The following is an 18,017-nucleotide window of genomic DNA, read 5'->3' on the forward strand; positions in this document are numbered from 1 at the left end:
AAATGTTGGAGAATAATGTCAAAATAAATGAAAAACAATGGAATAAAAAAGAGTGCAGAAAAAACACAAATAAATTGGCCGGAGGTATACTTATTTATGAATTAATAATGTTATTAATTGTTACTATAGATATGATTCGAAGATCTATACCATTTTTTATTGATGATCAGCTTGGTCTTGATTCTGTTCTTGATGAGGCTATGAATAGTGGAACTTCAAGTATTGTTGCGGTTTTTTTGGGGCTACTCTTTTTAGTTGCTTATTTTCGAAAATGTAATTACCGTAGATTAATTTTTCATATGCAGGATAAAATGACAGGAAGGTCATTTTTGATATTGCTAACGTTTTTTATGTCTGTTCAGGTTGTTTTTAATTTAACAGGTATGGGAATGGAGGCTTGCCTCAATCAATTTGGATTGAGCATTTTAGGGGAGATTGAAAGTGCCTCTAGTAATAGTACTACTATATCTATGCTCTTATATGCCTCTTTTATTGGCCCCATTTCGGAGGAAATTATTTTCCGTGGTTTTGTTATGAGAGGCTTTCAAAAATATGGGGATTATTATGCTATTTTTATGTCCGCAGTGATTTTTGGAGCCTTTCATGGTAATCTGATTCAAAGTATGTTTGCAGCTATGGTTGGTCTGGTACTTGGGTATGTAGCCATGAAATATTCTATAAAATGGTCTATCATCTTACATGTTATTAATAATTTTGTCTTTGGGGATTTACTTCCATATCTGACTTCAAATTTGAATGAATCCATGCAATCCATTTTATTTTATGTAATTGAAGGTATTTTCTGCGCAGGGGCAATTGCTATTATATTGCTGAAAAGAAATGAGGTTAGGGAATTTATCAAAAGGATAAAAGTGAAAAAAGGTTTATTGGGAGTAACCTTTACTTCTGTATGGATATTAATTTTTTTAATTGTTCAAATACTGATGGGAATATCGGGAATCGAAAAGTTGACAGTTTAATATTTCTTTTATATCAGAGTCAACCAAGTACAGAAAATATAAAATTATAGTATGCTGTTAAATATCAGACTTATTGGGTTAGTATTTTTACTATGTATTTCTGCATATCTGTTCCGTATAGAAAAGAGTCTAAAGGATCAAGGTTTTACTGTAAGGAGAGTAGATCATACGGATATCAAGAGAATTTGGGGATTATATTTTGAACAGAGTCTAACAAGGGAATAGGAACGAGAATTTTGATGGTGAGAGGTGGATTGTGTTTAAAGATATGTATTCCTTTAGTTGAATTTAGGTGATTAAAGTTGTAGTATTAAATAAACTTGATAAAAATAATATTTCTGTAAAAGAAGTATGTTAAATAAGTATTGATTATTTATATAATGTGTGAGGTTAAGAGTATGAGTGAATTACCAAAACTCCCCAATATCAGAAAGATTTTAGAAGAACAACTTTTGCAAGTTGGTATTGATACGCCAGAAAAGCTAAAAGAAGTCGGGAGTAAACAGGCTTGGCTTAGCATTAAGACTATTGATCCGTCTGCTTGCTATAATCGTCTATGCGCTTTGGAAGGTGCCATTCAAGGTGTACGGTGGCATTTCTTGAGTGATGATGTTAAGCATGAGCTCAAGGAGTTTTATAACAGTTTTAAATTATAAATTTGATTGGAGAAATAATAATGTTTGAATCAAGATGTGGTGTACGTTGTAATAATTGTGAGCGTAAAGAGCAAGTCAATTGTAAAGGTTGTATCGAAATGGAAATGCCATTTTGGGGTGGTGAATGTAAAGTAAAATGCTGCTGTGAAAAAAAAGGTTTAGATTATTGTGGTAAATGTGGTGACTTTCCATGTGAAATGCTATCCAATATGGGTAAAGAACAAGGATTTGATCCCACTGTGAAAATCACTCAATGTAGAATATGGCTAGAGGAAGAACATTAAAAATATTTACATTTTAGTTACTGGTTTGATTGTATTTAATATTACATCATTTATTATATTTTTTGTGATTAACTTCTTCATTATAGAAGGCTGGATTGAGGGTAGAGTGAAATATAAAAATAAAAAACAAATTGCTAATTAAATGAATTGTTAAACTCATAATTATAAAAAATAGGAGTAGTGCCTATGAATAAAGAAAATCAAAAAATAAATAAACTATTTTATTTACCTCACCGACTTATAAAAAAAATGGAGGGGATGGATCAGTATCCTCTAACGCTTGTAGAAGCGCCATCAGGTTTTGGTAAGACAACTGCTGTGCGAGAATACTTGAAAGCATACAAGCCACATGTAGTGCAACATTGGTATACCTGCTTAGGTGAAACTCCAGCAAAAGCATGGAGTGGTATTTGTGATATGTTAAGTCTGATTGATGATGGAACCGCTTCGGTTCTCAAGAAGTTAGACCTTCCAACTGTAGATACACTGGCAGACATGGCTCTCAACTTACGTTCACTTCGCTGTGAAAGCGAAACCTTTTTAGTGATTGACAATTATCAGCTTGTGGGTAGTAATCTTCCAAGACATATGATAAATGCTTTCTCAACACATGGCAATTCCAACTTACATATCGTTTTCATTACACAGCAATTAAAAGAGAGTTATAGTACTACAGTCCACCATGCAAATATTTATGGAATTGACAACAGCGACTTGTTGTTTGATAGGAAAACTATATCATCTTATTTTCGAATGGCTGGCATCCGCTTGACCGGTAAAGAACTGAATGCCTTAAACAATAGTACCGAAGGTTGGATATCGGCAATAAGGTTGCAAATGATTAACTATCAGCAAACAGGAACCTTTGCACGTACTACTGATATTGAATTGCTTGTAAAAACAGCTGTGTGGAATCTGCTGTCAGATGGCGAAAGGAATTTTTTGCTTTCGATGTCCGTGCTTGATGGATTTACTACCCGACAAGCTCAAATCATGATGGACGAAGTTACCTTGCCTGAAAGCATATTGAACTTGTTGGATGAAAATGCGTTTATTCGATATTTACCAGAAAAAGATCAGTATACTTTACACAGTATATTGCAGGATTATTTGAAAAGTCGATTTTATAATCATCAGCCTGAGAGGTTTCAGACGCTTATACTGAGAAGGGCGGGGAAATCCTGTGCTTATGTGGGAGATTACTATGCCGCGGCACGATTTTACTACAAAATACAAGATTATGAAGCCATTCTTTCTCTACCATTCGACGGGGTGTATTTGAACAATCAAAAGGAAAGGGACGTGTTGAACTTTATCACTGATTTTGTGAACAGTTGTCCGGAGAAAATACTGTGCAAGTATCCAATGGCAAGCGTGGGATTTGCTTTTCATTTATATATGGGTGGACAGCAGGAATCTTATATCAAATTGTACAGGTTAGTTACTAGTGTAATTCAAAATTCGGAAAGGATGTCTGAAGCAGAATTTAACCGGATTAAGGGTGAATTTGCTTTACTGGCATCCTTTGATGATTACAACGATATTCAGAAAATGAGTAAGGGCCACAGAATTGCATTGGCATATTTGGATGGGCCTAGTCTGTTTTTGATTCCAGATACCTCGTGGACATTTGGGAACGTTTCTGTTCTAAATATGTTTTGGAGGAAAACAGGAGAGCTTGAAAAAGAACTTGATGATATGGATGAATGTATGCCAATCTATTCTAAGCTAGTACAGGGTCATGGAGTAAGTGCAAATATAGTTATGAGGGCAGAGTCTTTGCTCTTACAAGGTGCGGATGCAGAGGCAGAGGCTTTATGTCACAAGGCACTGTATTTGGGAAGAAGCCAAAACCAGATAGTACTATGTCTTTGTGCCGAGCTTGTGCTTGCTCGGATTGCAATACTACGGGGGGATGTAGATGCTTTTAGGGTGGCTTTGGACAGCTTAAACAGGTATATTGCGTCCCCAGTTGATCGTTTCATACTGCGCGCTGTCGAGCTTTGCATAATGTCATTAAAGTTGGTATTGGGTGAAACAAAAGGGTTAGCAGATTGGATTTATGATCTTGAAAGTATGAAAAAGGTTTTGTACATACAGGCAATACCTTACGGTCATTTGCTTTATGGTAAGATTATTTTAATAGATAAACGGTACAATGAACTATACGGTCTGTCCGGGTTAATGATGGGAATGGCAGAGGAGATGAACTATTTGTTGCCTAAGGTATATTCATTGATTTATCTTGCTGTTGCCAAGTATAGGCAGGGACAGCGTGTAGAAGCACAAGAACTTTTGGTGAAATCTCTTCATATTGCTCTGCCAGACAAAGTATATCTACCCTTTGCAGAACATGGCAATGCTATTATGCCTTTATTAGAATTGGTACGTCCAGAGGTTTCTGACTGGGAAGGCTTAGACGCTGTAGTGGCTCTTTGTAAACGTCAGGAAAAGGGGATGAAAACTATAAGTAAACTTATTTTATCGCAGAAAAATGTTTTAACACCCCGAGAACGGGAAATCGCATTGCTGGCAAAGGATGGTCTTTCTGTAAAACAGATCGCCGAAGTGCTTTTTATTTCTGTAAATACTGTAAAATCAGCACTGAGGATTATTTATAGCAAGCTTGATGTTCACTCTAAAGTTCAGCTCACTAAGGTAAATTTTTAAATAATAAAAAATGTTCATACGTTTAATATGTGGTCTTTTATATAAATAAATAAAAATGTTTGTGGTTTTGATGTGACCACAATAAGTTAGACTTTATAGCGAATCAGTTCCGACTGCTTTGCTATTTTTTTATTACGTATAAATTAATATGCTAAGAACTAGATTAAAAGAGGTTAAAACCACCCAAATGGGGGGTGCATAAAAAATGGTTTACTGTATCCTATTAATGAGGTGGAATCTTTAATTCATAGGAAGAAAGCGTTGCTTACATAGGAAAGTGATAGAAAAATAGTTGAGTTGAGAAATAATAGTAGCAAGTCTGTAGAATTTTTATTAAAGTTTATAAATTTAATTAGAAAATAGGAAAGGTGTTTTTAATGAAAAGAATATTAATTTTAATTATGTTAATATGTTTAAGTTTGGTTATATGTGCATGCAATGTTGCGAAACCATCTAAAGATGTATCTGAAAACTATCAATATAAAAATTATTTTGATGAGGAAAATCAACTGATGCTTAGTTATACGGATATATTTGATTCAGAGGGAGATCCTGATAAAAGTGAAATGGTGAGTTTTACATCTACAAAAGATAATGTTGTTATGAAATATTGGATCACTCCCAATACCTACAATGAAACCCCGGAAGAATTTTTGGATCGTATTTTACCGGTTAAAGGAGAGGAATTAGAAGATAATGCGGTAATTGGTATTAATGATGCTATAGATCTGGACACAGGAGAAAAGACTCCACGTGCATGTTACTGGGTTGTAGATCCCGCTTTTATTGCCAATATCGAAATTTCATGTGAGACATCTGATGAGGCAGAGAAATGGTACAATAGACTTCATTCAAGTGCTATATATCTTGAAGGCGCTTCTGGTTCTGATACTATTAAAAAGGATGAGGATACAGCTGGAGTTTAATTTTTCAGTGGTGAAATAAAAATGAAAGGTCAGTTTTAGGGGGAGCTTTAATTATGTTTATATTCTTTGCAATCATTGGATTGACAATTCTTATCACAGGAATTATCCTCAAAAGAAAGTTCCAAAAAAAAGTATGGACTATTCTGATATGTATGGGAGTCTTGACTCTTATCGTTGCGGTACTACTATTTATAGGTACATTATTGCTGATAAATGGAGATTATAGTGATAATCAACCGATAAGAGAAGGTGGTGATTGGCATACATGGCGTGGATACAGTCCAGACTATGTTTTGTATGCAGAAATTAATGGCAAAAATTATTTTTATAAAGTAAGCTTACTTTATAAGGAAACATATCAATTTTCATGATTATTTAGGAGGAGGTATTGATTAAAAAAAGTTAATAATTATGGCGGTTATTTATTCTATTAGGTAATTTAGTTTGTACTACTTTTATGTATGTGTAAATTTTGTAATTAAGAAAGAGGGAAGTAATGAAAGAAAATATTATAAAATACAAAAAATTAACTATATCTATTATAATGATAATGTTGGTAATAGTATTTGGTGGCAGCTCTACTTATGCAGCTAATCAGATTTCAATTTTTATAGACGGTGAAGAACTTTATACTGATGTTCCACCGATTATAATTGATAGCAAAACCATGGTGCCGCTGCGTGCAGTGTCAGAGGCTGTCGGATGCAAAGTTGATTGGTTTAAAGAAGATAAACGCATTGTTGTATATTCACCAGTTGGCGGTGATCCTTTATTGGTTATGAGCGTAAACGATCCAAAGGTTACAGTCAATCATTATAACGGTGATACTGGTGAAGTAACAGGTGAGGTAGTAACTATAGAGGCTCCGCCTGTAATTATAGAGGGAAAAACCATGATACCTTTGAGGTTTATTGCTGAGACTATAGGCTTTAGGGTAGAATGGGATGGAACTTCAAGAACAGTATTCCTTTTTAGTGCGGCTTATGATGATGATTTAAAAAGTAAAAAAGATACAAGAGAAGGTCAGTTTCCTGATGGAATTATATATTCAGAAGAATATTCCATTGAAGGTGATCCTGGTGATGGACTTTCTTCAGGGGAAGCTGCAATGTTGTTAACTAGAGATAAAATAACCTCTCTTTATGATAATATTAGTACCCAAGAACCAGTTAATATTACACTTGTTGATCTTAAGTTTGTTAATGGAGAGGAATGTTATATTTTTGAAGTAAAGAAAGCTCCATATACAAGCTCTCGTTATGCGGTTGGTCTTACTGGAAACATATATGAGGATTTTTTATAAAGTTATTAATTTAGAATTTGGGGGTAATTGAATGAAAATACTTGTAGAAATTTTGGTACTTTGTGTTTTATTATCTGGGTGTGGTAATAACGGGACGATACAGGAAAAGAAATCCGCAGCTTCTTCTGATAAGATAGTTTCAGAGCAAACTTCTGACATTAAGACTACATCAAAGAAAAAAACTGCCATACTCTATACTAATATGGAAACAGGCAGTGAATCCGGCGAGTTTCAAACTCATTCTTTTAAGTATTCAGGTAAGTTAACAGCTAAAACGCTAGCCAAAGGACTTTCACAATTAACTGGTCTTGACTTCATCATTACCGTTTCCAATAAGGATGAAAACATATATATTGATTGGGCGCAGGATTCTACCTTGATTGCAAATCTTGATGATCGTGAACAATATGAAGAATTCTTCTTTTTTGATTGTGATTCTATGCGCTGGTTTATGATGGATAGTTTATGGCGAACGCTGAAAGAAAATTTAGGTGTTGAGAATGTATATTATACTATGAATGGCGGTAAAGATTTAGTTTTTGATGCGCTTTATCCAATAAAAGAATTCCCTGCAGATGTTCCTTATATGGGCAGTGCTTTTTATTCCGCACATGCTAATGTAAAAGGTGATGAACCAATTTGTGAGGAAGATGCTTTTGAATTAGTTCAGCATGCTATTAATTTTCAAGGCGAAAATGTATCTACAATTGTAAAAACTGGTGACGAAATTATTGAAGGTGAACATGCTTTTACATTCTCAGCAGGAGATGATTCTGCAGATGGGCAAAAATATACTGCGGTATCTCACTATGCCGTCAGTGATAGTGGCAGGATTTATTATATGGATGTATTAAAGGGTGCTGATTGGATTTCCCTTGATATTTAAATAAGAAATTCTCATAAATTTATAATAAGATTTTCATTTTTATGGAAATCTTATTTTGTTTTTTGACATTACTAAAAATATTTTTTATTAACAGTTTATTAATTAGAGACAATAATATTTAATTAAATTACTTTTTTATAATTTGAGATTATGAATTTTTAAATAAATTTTTTTACTCTTTGGGTCTAATAAAATTTTATCTAAATTTATGCAGAATATTTATTATTTTAATCTTTTAAGCTATAATTAATTCTTGATAAAGAAAGCCCATTCTTATGATTAAATAGATTTATATATATAAAAATTGGGAAATGTCAGAATTTAGTTTTGTTTTATGTATATTAATGGAAAAGTCTTGATAAAACATGTATAATTAAAGCAAATAAGTAAGAATCTTGTATATATGAACTAATATATAAATTACATTTTATATCATTAATTAAATTTTGCAGAATTTTTCATGCAATTAATGTATTCAGTAATTAAAAGATAAGGAGCTCAATTTGAAAAAACATATATTATTGATTAGCAATTTAATCATTATTATTTCTATAGTAGCGGGATTTGTAAGTATCGTAAATAGGGATACTAGGACATATCAGAATCTAGTGGAAGAACATTTAGAGAAAATTGTAAGACTTGCAGATACTGATATTTCAAAGCATATTGAAAACTCTATGACAAAGCCAGTGATGGTTTCAAAAACAATGGCAAATGATGAATTCCTTAAAGGTTGGTTTTTGCAAGAGGAAGGAAGTATTGGAGATAATACATATTTTAAACAATTATATAATTACCTAAAAACTTATCAAGAGAAATATAATTATACCACTGTGTTTTGTATTTCAGCAAAAACCGGAAATTATTATTATCAAGATGGCTTTAATAAGAAAATTTCAGATAGTGATGAACATGATATTTGGTATTATAATTTTATTAAATCTGGTCGTGAGTATGATCTGGAGGTGGATACTAATGAAGCCAATAACGATAATATCACCGTATTTGTTAACTTTCGCATGGAGGATGATAATGGTAATCTTTTAGGTGTGATTGGTGTTGGACTTCAAGTTTCATCAATAGAGAAAACCATTAGATTATATGAAAATGATTATGATATGTCAGTCTATATAATCAATGTAGGTGGGGCGAAGACCTCTTTTTCGGGAAATACTGATATTTTTGTGGGAGAGAATGAATTAGCTAAGCGTATTGGAATTAAAGAAGATATTGTGCTGAATAATTCTGATAAGCCTAAAATACAATGGTTTACTTCTGGTAACGAACGAAAATGCCTTATAACGAAGTATGATGACACTCTTGGTTGGTATTTAGTTTTGGAAAAAGATACAAATTCAATAAGTAGTATGTTCCAGGAAAGTATGAAGGATAATGTAATATTCATGTTGATTTCCCTTGTGGCATGTATTATGGTAACTACAATAGTTTTTATAAATTATAATAAACGTATGGTAGTGATGGAAAATACAGATGAATTGACAGGGCTCTCAAATAGAAAATTGTTTTATAAGCAATATTTATCATTTATCCGTAATCATCGAGAAAGAAAAAAGACTCTGTTTATGTTTGATATTGATTATTTTAAAGACATTAACGATACATATGGTCATGTGTTTGGCAATGCAATTCTTTCCATGGTGGGGGAAGAACTGAAAAAAGTATTAAATGGTTATGGAATAGCAGCTAGATGGGGTGGAGATGAATTTATCGGAGTATTAGATCTCAAACTTGAAGAGAGCCAGCAAATCCTAAGTCAGTTTATGAATATATTGAAGTTGAATGAAAACGATAGTTGTTGTAATGTAACTATCAGTGTAGGGATTACTGAAATTAATGGGAAACTTAGTATAGAAGAAATGGTAAAAAAAGTTGATGAGGCATTGTACTGTTCTAAAGAAGGTGGTCGTAATCAAATCACTGTTTGCAGGCGGGACGAAAAGTTATAAAAATTTTATGTCAGAAAAGAGCAGTCATAAGAATGTGTTGATAATTATAGCTTCTATTATAACTAATATAATTCAAAAATAAAAAATGTCGAAATCTTATTTACAATTGAATTTGGTTTTGGCATTTTATATTTTATAATATTTAAACTTCATTAATTTTAAAGAATTATTATATAACATTTTGCAAAATTTACAAGACTGAGAAAATTTAATAATTTAATAAAAAAACTGGTGATTTCCTGTAAGATGTCTTACTGTAGTCTTTATGAATAATATATTTTTAACTCTTCTGTTAATTTAGTTAGTATTTTCTAAAAGTAATTTTGATTTATATCATCTTAAATATCATATTTAATTTTCAACTCGTAATACTGTAAGATTTTAGAATCTAATTTTTTATAATAAGGTTTTAAGTAAAATTAACACTAAATAATCTAATATGGGTTAGTTTTTTTAAATAATTTGAAAAAATTTGTCGGGTTTTTCTATATAACTTTGAATATAATAGATGAGACGTCTTAGTAAAAGAGAGGGAGGTATAGTAATGGGGGAGACAGATGAAAGTATTTTAGAACTTTTAAATATAGATTCCAGGCAAGGGTATATTGAATTAACAGAAAAGTACTTGGGGTTTGTTTATAAAATTGCATATAGTAAACTTTCCCAAACATGCAGTAAAGAAGATATAGAAGAATTTGTAAGTGATATTTTTTATGAATTTTATTGTAATAGGGAAAAGATCAATTTAAAAAAAGGTTCAATAAAAGCTATTTTATCAGTGTTTACGAAGCAGAGAGCAATAAATTTATTTAATAGAAAAATAAAAGAGCAGCAAGCAATTTCTTTATATAATGATGACGTGCAAGATCTATTGATTGACAATGTAAGTGTAGAACAACAAGTTTTGGACGCAGAGAGAAAATCAAAACTAATTAATGAGATTAAAGCTTTGGGATTTCCAGACAGCGAAATTCTCATAAGAAAGCATTATTTGGGTCAGACATTAAAAGAAATTGGCAACGATATGAATTTGAAGATTAAAACTGTAGAAAAAAGGCATGAGAGAGCACTAAAGAAATTAAGGGGTATTGGAGGTATTAAAAAATGAATAATAAAAAAATTAATATGCCAGACAATAGTATGGAATTTTTAAATATTCTTGATGATCTAGATATAGAAGGAACGGACAAACTTTTATCAGGAATTAATAAAGTAACTATATCTTATGAAACTGAGAAATGTTTGAAATCAAAAGTTTGTAAAAAATTAGGAGCAGAGTTTTTAATAACACAGGAAGAAGAAAGAAAAACTGTATACAACAAAAATAAAAAATATATTAGAAGGGCAATTGCTTGTATTGCTGCAGTTATGATTCTATCTACAGCTGCGTTAGCAGCTACAAATTTGGATATATTACAACTTTATTGGGGGGATGATAAGGAAATTTACAGTGACAGATCCTTAGAAACAACCCAAAGTGTTGAAAATGAAAATGTAAAGTTTAATATTGAAGGAGTTGTTTCTGATAAATACCAATGCGTTTTCATATTAAGTATGGAAGCACTTACTAAAGAAGGACAGAAAATTATTAAAAATGCCAACAAAGATATTTCATTGGCGTTAGAAATAAAGCCTTCATTTAAAGATGATTTAAATCATGGTTCAATGGGGATTTTTCAGTATACTGATGATAACAAAAATAAGAACTATAAAGCATATAAATGTGACTTTGAACTTAAAAATGTAGATCTTACAAAGCCTGTAATAATAGAATTTAATGGACTCTCCATGAATTTTAATATTCCTCAGTATATGCAGGTAATAACTCTTTATCCTGATTCAGCATCAGGATTTAAAAGTGTTGATTTATCTCCAATTGGATATTATTATGAATCTGAAGAATCTGCAGACAATATAGATCTTATTAATAAAGATGGTACTTTAGACGATGAAATGGGATATCATGGCTCTATGTATCAGGAAAATAATGAGAAAGTAATGATAATAGGATCATTTACAAGGCTTATAGATTTAGATGATTATATGGGAATACAAATAGATGGTATAAAATATACAAAATTAGAAGACCAATAATAATTTATTTGTTATAATATAGTAAAATAACATTTATAAATAAAAGCGAATTTTTCGGTGATTTTGTAACTAGAAAGATAGAGAGAAAATTTCATATTTCTTTTATAGTGTGTGAGTATATATTAGTTGTTGTAGAAATGATTAGGATAAAAATGTATAATAGGAATCTTTTTTTAGATTAAATTAAATAGATTTAATTCTTAAATAAGATAAATAAATTTTTTATTGAATTTTAGAAAGGGATTTTTTTCATGAAATATAAAGGATCATGTCTTTGCGGAGAAATTACTTTTGAAATTGAAGGAGAATTCGAAAGTTTTTATCTTTGTCATTGTGAAAGATGCCAAAAGGATACAGGTTCAGCTCACGCAGCTAATTTATTCTCATCTAAAGCTAAATTAAAATGGTTATCGGGAAAAAATAAAGTAAAAACTTTTAATTTTGATGGACATATAAAAAGCTTTTGTCCTAATTGTGGATCTGCACTTCCAAATTTTCAGTTCGACGGAAAATTACTCGTAGTTCCAGCAGGTTCTCTTGATAGTGATATATATTTAAGACCACAGGGTCACATCTATTTTGCAAACAAGGCAAATTGGGATAAAGAATTAGAGAAAGTTCCCCAATTTGATCAATTGCCTAAAGATGAGTAAATTAAAAAGATTCTTTAATTAAGGCTAGGAATGATTTATATTCATTCTTAGCCTTAAAAATTAAAGAAATTAAAGAAATAAAAATATAAAATAATTATTTATAGAATGTAATTGCTAGTATATATTAATTATGTTTGTTTTTAAATTATTTATTTTCTTATTTTTAATTCTACAATTAGCAACGATTTAGATATATAATTAATATTTTTGGAAATTTTATGCATAAATACTTGACATATTTATTCTATAAACATAGAATAAATATGTCAAGTATTTTATAATGTTAAAAATTTTGATATAAGGGGTAAGCAACATGAAGAAAAATAGGGGGATTATTTTATTCGTTATAACCTTAATTGTTTTTCAAACTATGCCTGTTATCAGCTACGGAGCTGAAAAAATGGTTACTGTAAATATTCCAACATTTAGAGTACAGATAAATGGTACAGTTGTTGATAGCTCAACTGCTGAATTTCCATTACTTGTATATAAAGATATTACTTACATGCCTATGACATATGATTTTTGTAATTTGATAGGATTAAAGAGTAGCTGGACTAAAGAAGAAGGTTTAAACATCTCTATTAGAAATGATGATTCAATTCCAACTGTTACTGAAACGAAAAATAATAAGAAAAATTCATCAAAAGTAATCGCGTACATAGCAGAAATACCTATTACAGTAAATAACCAAAAAATAGATAACAGCAAGGAAACATATCCGTTTTTAATATATAAAGATATAACATATTTCCCATTAACCTTTAAATGGACAAAAGAAGCGTTTAATATTTATAATAATTTTAATTATGATATTGGTCTTCAAATATATTCAGAAAACAGGTTTTTTTATAAATATTACCCTGATAATAACCAAAAGCAATACACTGATTTCAGAGTAAGTACTATTTTGTTTGAAATGGCAGCTATTAATATTTCAGATGGCTCTGATAAATACCCATCCAATAATGTAGCTTTATATAAATCTAATAATTGTGGAATACCAAAATATCCCGAGTTTGTGGGTACAAAATATTATGGGTATCAGCCTGATGGAAATGGCGGTTTAAAAGTAAATACAGACTCAAAGCTTACACCATTTGAGTTTTATACAACTGCAATATCGGATTTAAAAAATCCTGTTCCTGAAGAAGTTGAGTTATTTTAAAATAAATGTATATAAAAAAGAGAAAGGTAAATCAAAATGAAAAAAATACTAGTTTTATTAGTTATAATAATATTGATGTTTACTTTGTTTGGATGCAGCACTAACAGTTATTTTGGACCGAATATCGATAAATTGGTTTTTGTTAAGAATTTAATTTATTCAGAAGATATGGATGTCTATTTATATTACATAGCTCCTAAAGACTTTGATAAAGACATTAAAAAAATTCAAATCCCAAATGCTCCAGAAGGTATTGATTGCGTATTATATCAGGAACAAAAAGTATCTGAAGGTAAATATACAGTAGGCACTGTCCAGATCGGTATTAATTGTGATTATTGGAATGAAGAGACAGGTATAGGCAATGATTTAGAGATAAATAACTTACTTATCACATGGGGCGACGAAAGCCAAACTACTGAAAATGTAGGTAGCATTACTGTTACATCTGATAATATGCAATGTAATAAATATATGCATACTATGAAAGATAATGATGTTATTAAAAAAACTTATACTTTAACTAAAGATACTGAGATTACAGGATTGGATTTTCCGTATCATGATGAGGTGTTTAATTTTATCAATAATATAACTATTAACGATATACCTTTAGAAAAGGTATCAGAGGATAGTCCAATTAAATTAAAGAAAAATGAGACATGTGTTGTTGAGTATAATGTAAATGATGAGAATAACTCCAAATATGGAAATGTTATTATTAGGGGTTTCCTAATGGGTAAAAATAAAGATAAAATTGTGTGTTTTACTTTTAATAAGAGCTTTAAAGATGCAGGTGAATATTTAAAAAATCAGTCACAATAATAATATATAATTAAAGCAATATAATTACTTTAGCTACGGAAAGGGATTGTTACTTTAGTGTATTTATTAAGTAAGCGTTATAAATAAAAGAGTTAAGCTTATTATTGAACTTGAAAGGAGCGGATAATGAAAAAAAGTATTCTTATTTTATGTTTGTTAATGATAATTGGACTTTTTACGCCAGATGCATCTTTTGCAGCTAATACAGAGAGTTCAATAACGGATAGGGAAATCAATACCGCAACAAAGCAGTTTTTATATGGAGACTGGAAAATCAAGGAATTTATTGGCTTTCAAAATAATATAGAGGGCAATAAAGATAATACAGAGGAGTTGTTGGGTAAAATTGTTGATGTTGCTATGAATGTCTTTTCAACAGGAGAATTTGATTCAGAATATAAAAAGTATGCAGAATTTGTATGGGTTAAACAATACAATGTTATAGATAACCTTACAGGTAAAGAATTTACATCAAAGTATAAAGTCTCAGAGAATGTGACAAAGATAAAAGCTGATGACAGTATACAAGTAATACAGCCTGAACCTGAGGAAGATAGTAATGCAAGTGCTGAAATTATAATGATTGATGTAAATAATGAAAGATTACTCATTTGTTTAAACGGAGAGTATTTTGAACTTGGAAAAAACATTTGGACTGAAAATGATATGAATATAGATATATATGATCCCTATGTCTCTAATGATGGCTTTTATCAAGTTGAATATCATAATAATGAAGCAGAGAAGGTGTCAGAAGAAGATTCTATCCGATTACTTATGATAAATGGAGGATTTGTGCCGAATCCTGATATTAAGATTATAAAAAACAACGCTTTTGTACCAATCGGGGTTGTTTCAGAATTACTTGGTGCAAAAGTTGACTGGGATGAAAATACAAAAATCATTGATATAACGGACGGGGCAACAAGAATTAATCTTACTGTAAATAGCAATAAGGTAAGTATAAACAATAATATTAAAATAATTGATACAACACCTATCATACTGGACGGGAAGATTTATGTACCGGTACGATTTGTGGCTGAAGCTCTTTCTGCTGACGTTGAATACATTTCTAAGTTTAGTAAGTATGAAGATTGGAAGAAAAAAACTGTAAGCAATGTTTCTATAGTCACAATTGAGAAAGCTAATAAAAAGGAAAAGATGTATTCTGTAGAGGAAGGACTTATGAAAGTTAAAGACGTTTCTGTAGAAAATTACAATGATTTACTTAATTTTTTTAAGGTATGTAATCGCACCTTTGATGACAATTGCCAGGATTATGATCCTCAAGACATTGTTTATACCAATCAGACAGTTGGAAGATATTATGTTTACAGGCTAAATTCTTTCCCTGATTTTAATATTTACTTTAATAAGTATACAGGAGAAATTTACAGCCAGTGTGATGGCTTGCCATTTTTAAGTATTAATAAGGGGTTTATAAATATTTCATGGATGTATCAGTAAAAAAATAACTGATTTAAGAATCTGCGCAATTTAAAAATTTTATTATATAGGTATTGAATTATAATTAAATTTAACAGAAACAATAAAACTTATTGAAAAATTGAGAGGGGTTGTTATAGTGAAAGGTGAATCAAATATTATAAAAATAATCGCTTGCTTTCTTATAGTTGGGATTATTACAAGTATGTCAGCAAGCAATACATATGCTGTTACTCAAGGGCAAAAATTAATTGGTGATATTGGGACAGATATTACATGGTATAATTTTCCGGGATGCACAAATTACTATATTAATAGTAATGATGAAACAGGAACTTATTCCTTAACTATGCTTGATAAAAATGATGATACAAGTAAGACGGCATTTGTTAACTCAAAAGGAGAGATCGTTTTAGAACCAGAAGACTATGAAAGTATTTTTTCCAGTTATTCAGATGGAATAATAGTAGCAAAAAAAGGAGGTTCGTATAAATATATAGATTCTACAGGAGTTAAAGAAATAAAGGGAGAGGATTATAGTAAAATAGGAGATTTTAATAATGGATATGCATCAGTAACATTAAAATCAAATTTAAATAAAGGAATAATTGATAAAAATGGAACGCTGATATTTGAAGATAAGGAGGGGAAATATAAAGATTTTTCTTTTCTTAATGATGGCATTTTTTCAGCAGAAATAAATGAAGATACGTATGATTTAATAGATTTGAAAGGTAATCATTTAAATGAAAATTCATATAGTTGGATTTTTGGAGTAAGTGAAGGAACAATTGCAGTAATAAAAGATGAAAAATATGGTTTCCTGGATTTCTCAGGAAAGGAAATCATACCTGCCATATATGACCAGGCTACTCCTTTTAATGAAGGATTGGCAGGTATATATAAAAATGGAAAATGGGGTTTCATAGATAAATCAGGGAAAGAAGTAATTTCACCAAACTATGATGAAGTGTATTATTTTAATAATGGATTAGCTACCGTATATCTTGATAAAAAATGGGGACTTATTGATAAAGCAGGTAATATAATTTTTCCTATTGAATGTGATTATCCTCCTAGGTATGAAAATGGATTTTTTATTGCTAATAAAGGAAATAAATCCTTTATGCTGGATTCTTCAGGAAAAATTATTGATACTAAAGATTATTCTTATTATTATAAAGACTCAAATAACCTTATTTATGTAGAAAAAGTTTTAAATGGTGTAACTGTTGGTGCATATTTAGATGAAAATGAAAATATGCTTACTGGATTTAAAGAATTTTTTCTTTATTATCTCAGTGATAAACTTTATTTAGGTGAAAAATCAGGAGAATATCCTGAAGGTGTTGTGCCTCCTCATGATTATGATCAAAGATTTGCCCTCTTTGATTCAGAGGGTAATAATTTGACTGGCTTTAAGTATGAAAACAGAGGTGATTTTTTCAATAATTTTCAAGTTGTTTATAAATACTACTATGATGAAGTAGGTCTTGTTAATCAGTACGGGGCAGAAGTACTTCCCACAATATTTGATGATATTTTACTAACAAATGCAGGCTATGCTTTTGTGACAATAAGAGATCCTAATACAGGTGAAAATTCTCGTGTTGGATATTTTAAAATTCCTGATAGCTTTTCCAATATAAAAAATGTTAACAAGCCAATTACAGTATATTTAGATGGAACTGAATTATATTTTGATATTGAACCTACTATAAAAAATCAAAAAACTATGATACCTGTTAGAAAAATTTTTGAATCTTTAGGTTCAAAGGTTGAATGGAATAGCAGTACAAAAACTGTAACTGCTAGTAAAGATAGTAAGAATTTAAGCTTAACTATAGGAAGTGATATTGCTTATGTAAATGGAACAAAAATGCAGTTAGATACAGCTCCTTTTATACAAGATGGAATAACTTTAGTGCCACTTAGATTTGTATCGGAAAATTTAGGAGCTGATGTTAAATGGGATGGAAGTTTGCGCAGGATAATTATAACTTCAAAATAAAAATTATATTAATATTTTAAAATAATAGTGTCTTAAAAATAGTTTTTCTGTGATAATTAAAGTAAAAATTGCAAAATATAGTTTTATAAAGGGGTATCTATAAATAATAAAGCATGTGATATTAAATTAAATCACTTGCTTTATT

At 30.4% G+C, this 18,017-nt stretch carries 16 protein-coding genes; all 16 read left to right on the plus strand.

What is annotated here, in order from left to right; translation table 11 throughout:
• The first annotated feature begins 2 nt into the window (after positions 1-2).
• The 16 genes from K292_RS15610 (at position 3) to K292_RS0102160 (ending at position 17,872) form a co-directional block, all read left to right on the plus strand.
• Positions 3-980: a CPBP family intramembrane glutamic endopeptidase gene (locus tag K292_RS15610; protein ID WP_051280156.1), complete on the plus strand. Its 978-nt coding sequence runs from the start codon at positions 3-5 to the stop codon at positions 978-980.
• Positions 981-1,378: 398 nt separating this feature from the next.
• Positions 1,379-1,636, plus strand: coding sequence for a TfoX/Sxy family protein (locus tag K292_RS0102090; protein ID WP_027398448.1), 258 nt, complete (start codon positions 1,379-1,381; stop codon positions 1,634-1,636).
• A 20-nt stretch (positions 1,637-1,656) separates the two neighbouring features.
• Positions 1,657-1,920 (plus strand): DUF3795 domain-containing protein, encoded by a 264-nt coding sequence (locus K292_RS0102095; protein ID WP_027398449.1) that lies wholly within the window; start codon positions 1,657-1,659, stop codon positions 1,918-1,920.
• A 186-nt stretch (positions 1,921-2,106) separates the two neighbouring features.
• The gene (locus K292_RS0102100) at positions 2,107-4,590 is read left to right on the plus strand and encodes a LuxR C-terminal-related transcriptional regulator (RefSeq protein WP_027398450.1); all 2,484 of its coding nucleotides are present in this window, start codon (positions 2,107-2,109) and stop codon (positions 4,588-4,590) included.
• A 377-nt stretch (positions 4,591-4,967) separates the two neighbouring features.
• The gene (locus K292_RS0102105) at positions 4,968-5,516 is read left to right on the plus strand and encodes a hypothetical protein (RefSeq protein WP_027398451.1); all 549 of its coding nucleotides are present in this window, start codon (positions 4,968-4,970) and stop codon (positions 5,514-5,516) included.
• A 53-nt stretch (positions 5,517-5,569) separates the two neighbouring features.
• On the plus strand, positions 5,570-5,887 hold the full coding sequence (locus K292_RS0102110) for a hypothetical protein (RefSeq protein WP_027398452.1): 318 nt from the start codon (positions 5,570-5,572) through the stop codon (positions 5,885-5,887).
• 125 nt (positions 5,888-6,012) lie between these two features.
• Positions 6,013-6,819 (plus strand): copper amine oxidase N-terminal domain-containing protein, encoded by an 807-nt coding sequence (locus K292_RS0102115; RefSeq protein WP_027398453.1) that lies wholly within the window; start codon positions 6,013-6,015, stop codon positions 6,817-6,819.
• 31 nt (positions 6,820-6,850) lie between these two features.
• The gene (locus K292_RS0102120; protein ID WP_027398454.1) at positions 6,851-7,705 is read left to right on the plus strand and encodes a hypothetical protein; all 855 of its coding nucleotides are present in this window, start codon (positions 6,851-6,853) and stop codon (positions 7,703-7,705) included.
• 503 nt (positions 7,706-8,208) lie between these two features.
• On the plus strand, positions 8,209-9,672 hold the full coding sequence (locus K292_RS17635) for a sensor domain-containing diguanylate cyclase (protein WP_051280158.1): 1,464 nt from the start codon (positions 8,209-8,211) through the stop codon (positions 9,670-9,672).
• Between the two features lie 544 nt (positions 9,673-10,216).
• The gene (locus K292_RS0102130) at positions 10,217-10,780 is read left to right on the plus strand and encodes an RNA polymerase sigma factor (RefSeq protein ID WP_037372221.1); all 564 of its coding nucleotides are present in this window, start codon (positions 10,217-10,219) and stop codon (positions 10,778-10,780) included.
• The gene (locus tag K292_RS0102135) at positions 10,777-11,766 is read left to right on the plus strand and encodes a DUF4179 domain-containing protein (RefSeq protein WP_027398456.1); all 990 of its coding nucleotides are present in this window, start codon (positions 10,777-10,779) and stop codon (positions 11,764-11,766) included. The genes K292_RS0102130 and K292_RS0102135 overlap by 4 nt, the downstream gene beginning before the upstream one ends.
• A 251-nt stretch (positions 11,767-12,017) precedes the next feature.
• Entirely contained in the window at positions 12,018-12,419 is a 402-nt protein-coding gene (locus tag K292_RS0102140; RefSeq protein ID WP_027398457.1) for a GFA family protein, read from the plus strand.
• Positions 12,420-12,732: 313 nt separating this feature from the next.
• On the plus strand, positions 12,733-13,587 hold the full coding sequence (locus K292_RS0102145) for a hypothetical protein (protein WP_027398458.1): 855 nt from the start codon (positions 12,733-12,735) through the stop codon (positions 13,585-13,587).
• 36 nt (positions 13,588-13,623) lie between these two features.
• Positions 13,624-14,412: a hypothetical protein gene (locus K292_RS0102150; RefSeq protein ID WP_027398459.1), complete on the plus strand. Its 789-nt coding sequence runs from the start codon at positions 13,624-13,626 to the stop codon at positions 14,410-14,412.
• Positions 14,413-14,538: 126 nt separating this feature from the next.
• Complete coding sequence (locus K292_RS0102155; RefSeq protein ID WP_027398460.1) at positions 14,539-15,882, plus strand: stalk domain-containing protein; 1,344 nt, start codon at positions 14,539-14,541, stop codon at positions 15,880-15,882.
• Positions 15,883-16,000: 118 nt separating this feature from the next.
• The gene (locus K292_RS0102160; protein ID WP_027398461.1) at positions 16,001-17,872 is read left to right on the plus strand and encodes a WG repeat-containing protein; all 1,872 of its coding nucleotides are present in this window, start codon (positions 16,001-16,003) and stop codon (positions 17,870-17,872) included.
• Positions 17,873-18,017 lie beyond the last annotated feature (145 nt).

The sequence above is a fragment of the Anaerovorax odorimutans DSM 5092 genome (genome assembly GCF_000426305.1).
Classification (GTDB): Bacteria; Bacillota; Clostridia; order Peptostreptococcales; family Anaerovoracaceae; genus Anaerovorax; species Anaerovorax odorimutans.

Excerpts from the sequence above, each read along its gene's own strand:
- K292_RS15610 (WP_051280156.1), top strand. The coding sequence starts at position 3 with ATGTTGGAGAATAATGTCAAAATAAATGAAAAACAATGGAATAAAAAA.
- K292_RS0102090 (WP_027398448.1), top strand. The coding sequence starts at position 1,379 with ATGAGTGAATTACCAAAACTCCCCAATATCAGAAAGATTTTAGAAGAA.
- K292_RS0102095 (WP_027398449.1), top strand. The coding sequence starts at position 1,657 with ATGTTTGAATCAAGATGTGGTGTACGTTGTAATAATTGTGAGCGTAAA.
- K292_RS0102100 (WP_027398450.1), top strand. The coding sequence starts at position 2,107 with ATGAATAAAGAAAATCAAAAAATAAATAAACTATTTTATTTACCTCAC.
- K292_RS0102105 (WP_027398451.1), top strand. The coding sequence starts at position 4,968 with ATGAAAAGAATATTAATTTTAATTATGTTAATATGTTTAAGTTTGGTT.
- K292_RS0102110 (WP_027398452.1), top strand. The coding sequence starts at position 5,570 with ATGTTTATATTCTTTGCAATCATTGGATTGACAATTCTTATCACAGGA.
- K292_RS0102115 (WP_027398453.1), top strand. The coding sequence starts at position 6,013 with ATGAAAGAAAATATTATAAAATACAAAAAATTAACTATATCTATTATA.
- K292_RS0102120 (WP_027398454.1), top strand. The coding sequence starts at position 6,851 with ATGAAAATACTTGTAGAAATTTTGGTACTTTGTGTTTTATTATCTGGG.
- K292_RS0102130 (WP_037372221.1), top strand. The coding sequence starts at position 10,217 with ATGGGGGAGACAGATGAAAGTATTTTAGAACTTTTAAATATAGATTCC.
- K292_RS0102135 (WP_027398456.1), top strand. The coding sequence starts at position 10,777 with ATGAATAATAAAAAAATTAATATGCCAGACAATAGTATGGAATTTTTA.
- K292_RS0102140 (WP_027398457.1), top strand. The coding sequence starts at position 12,018 with ATGAAATATAAAGGATCATGTCTTTGCGGAGAAATTACTTTTGAAATT.
- K292_RS0102145 (WP_027398458.1), top strand. The coding sequence starts at position 12,733 with ATGAAGAAAAATAGGGGGATTATTTTATTCGTTATAACCTTAATTGTT.
- K292_RS0102150 (WP_027398459.1), top strand. The coding sequence starts at position 13,624 with ATGAAAAAAATACTAGTTTTATTAGTTATAATAATATTGATGTTTACT.
- K292_RS0102155 (WP_027398460.1), top strand. The coding sequence starts at position 14,539 with ATGAAAAAAAGTATTCTTATTTTATGTTTGTTAATGATAATTGGACTT.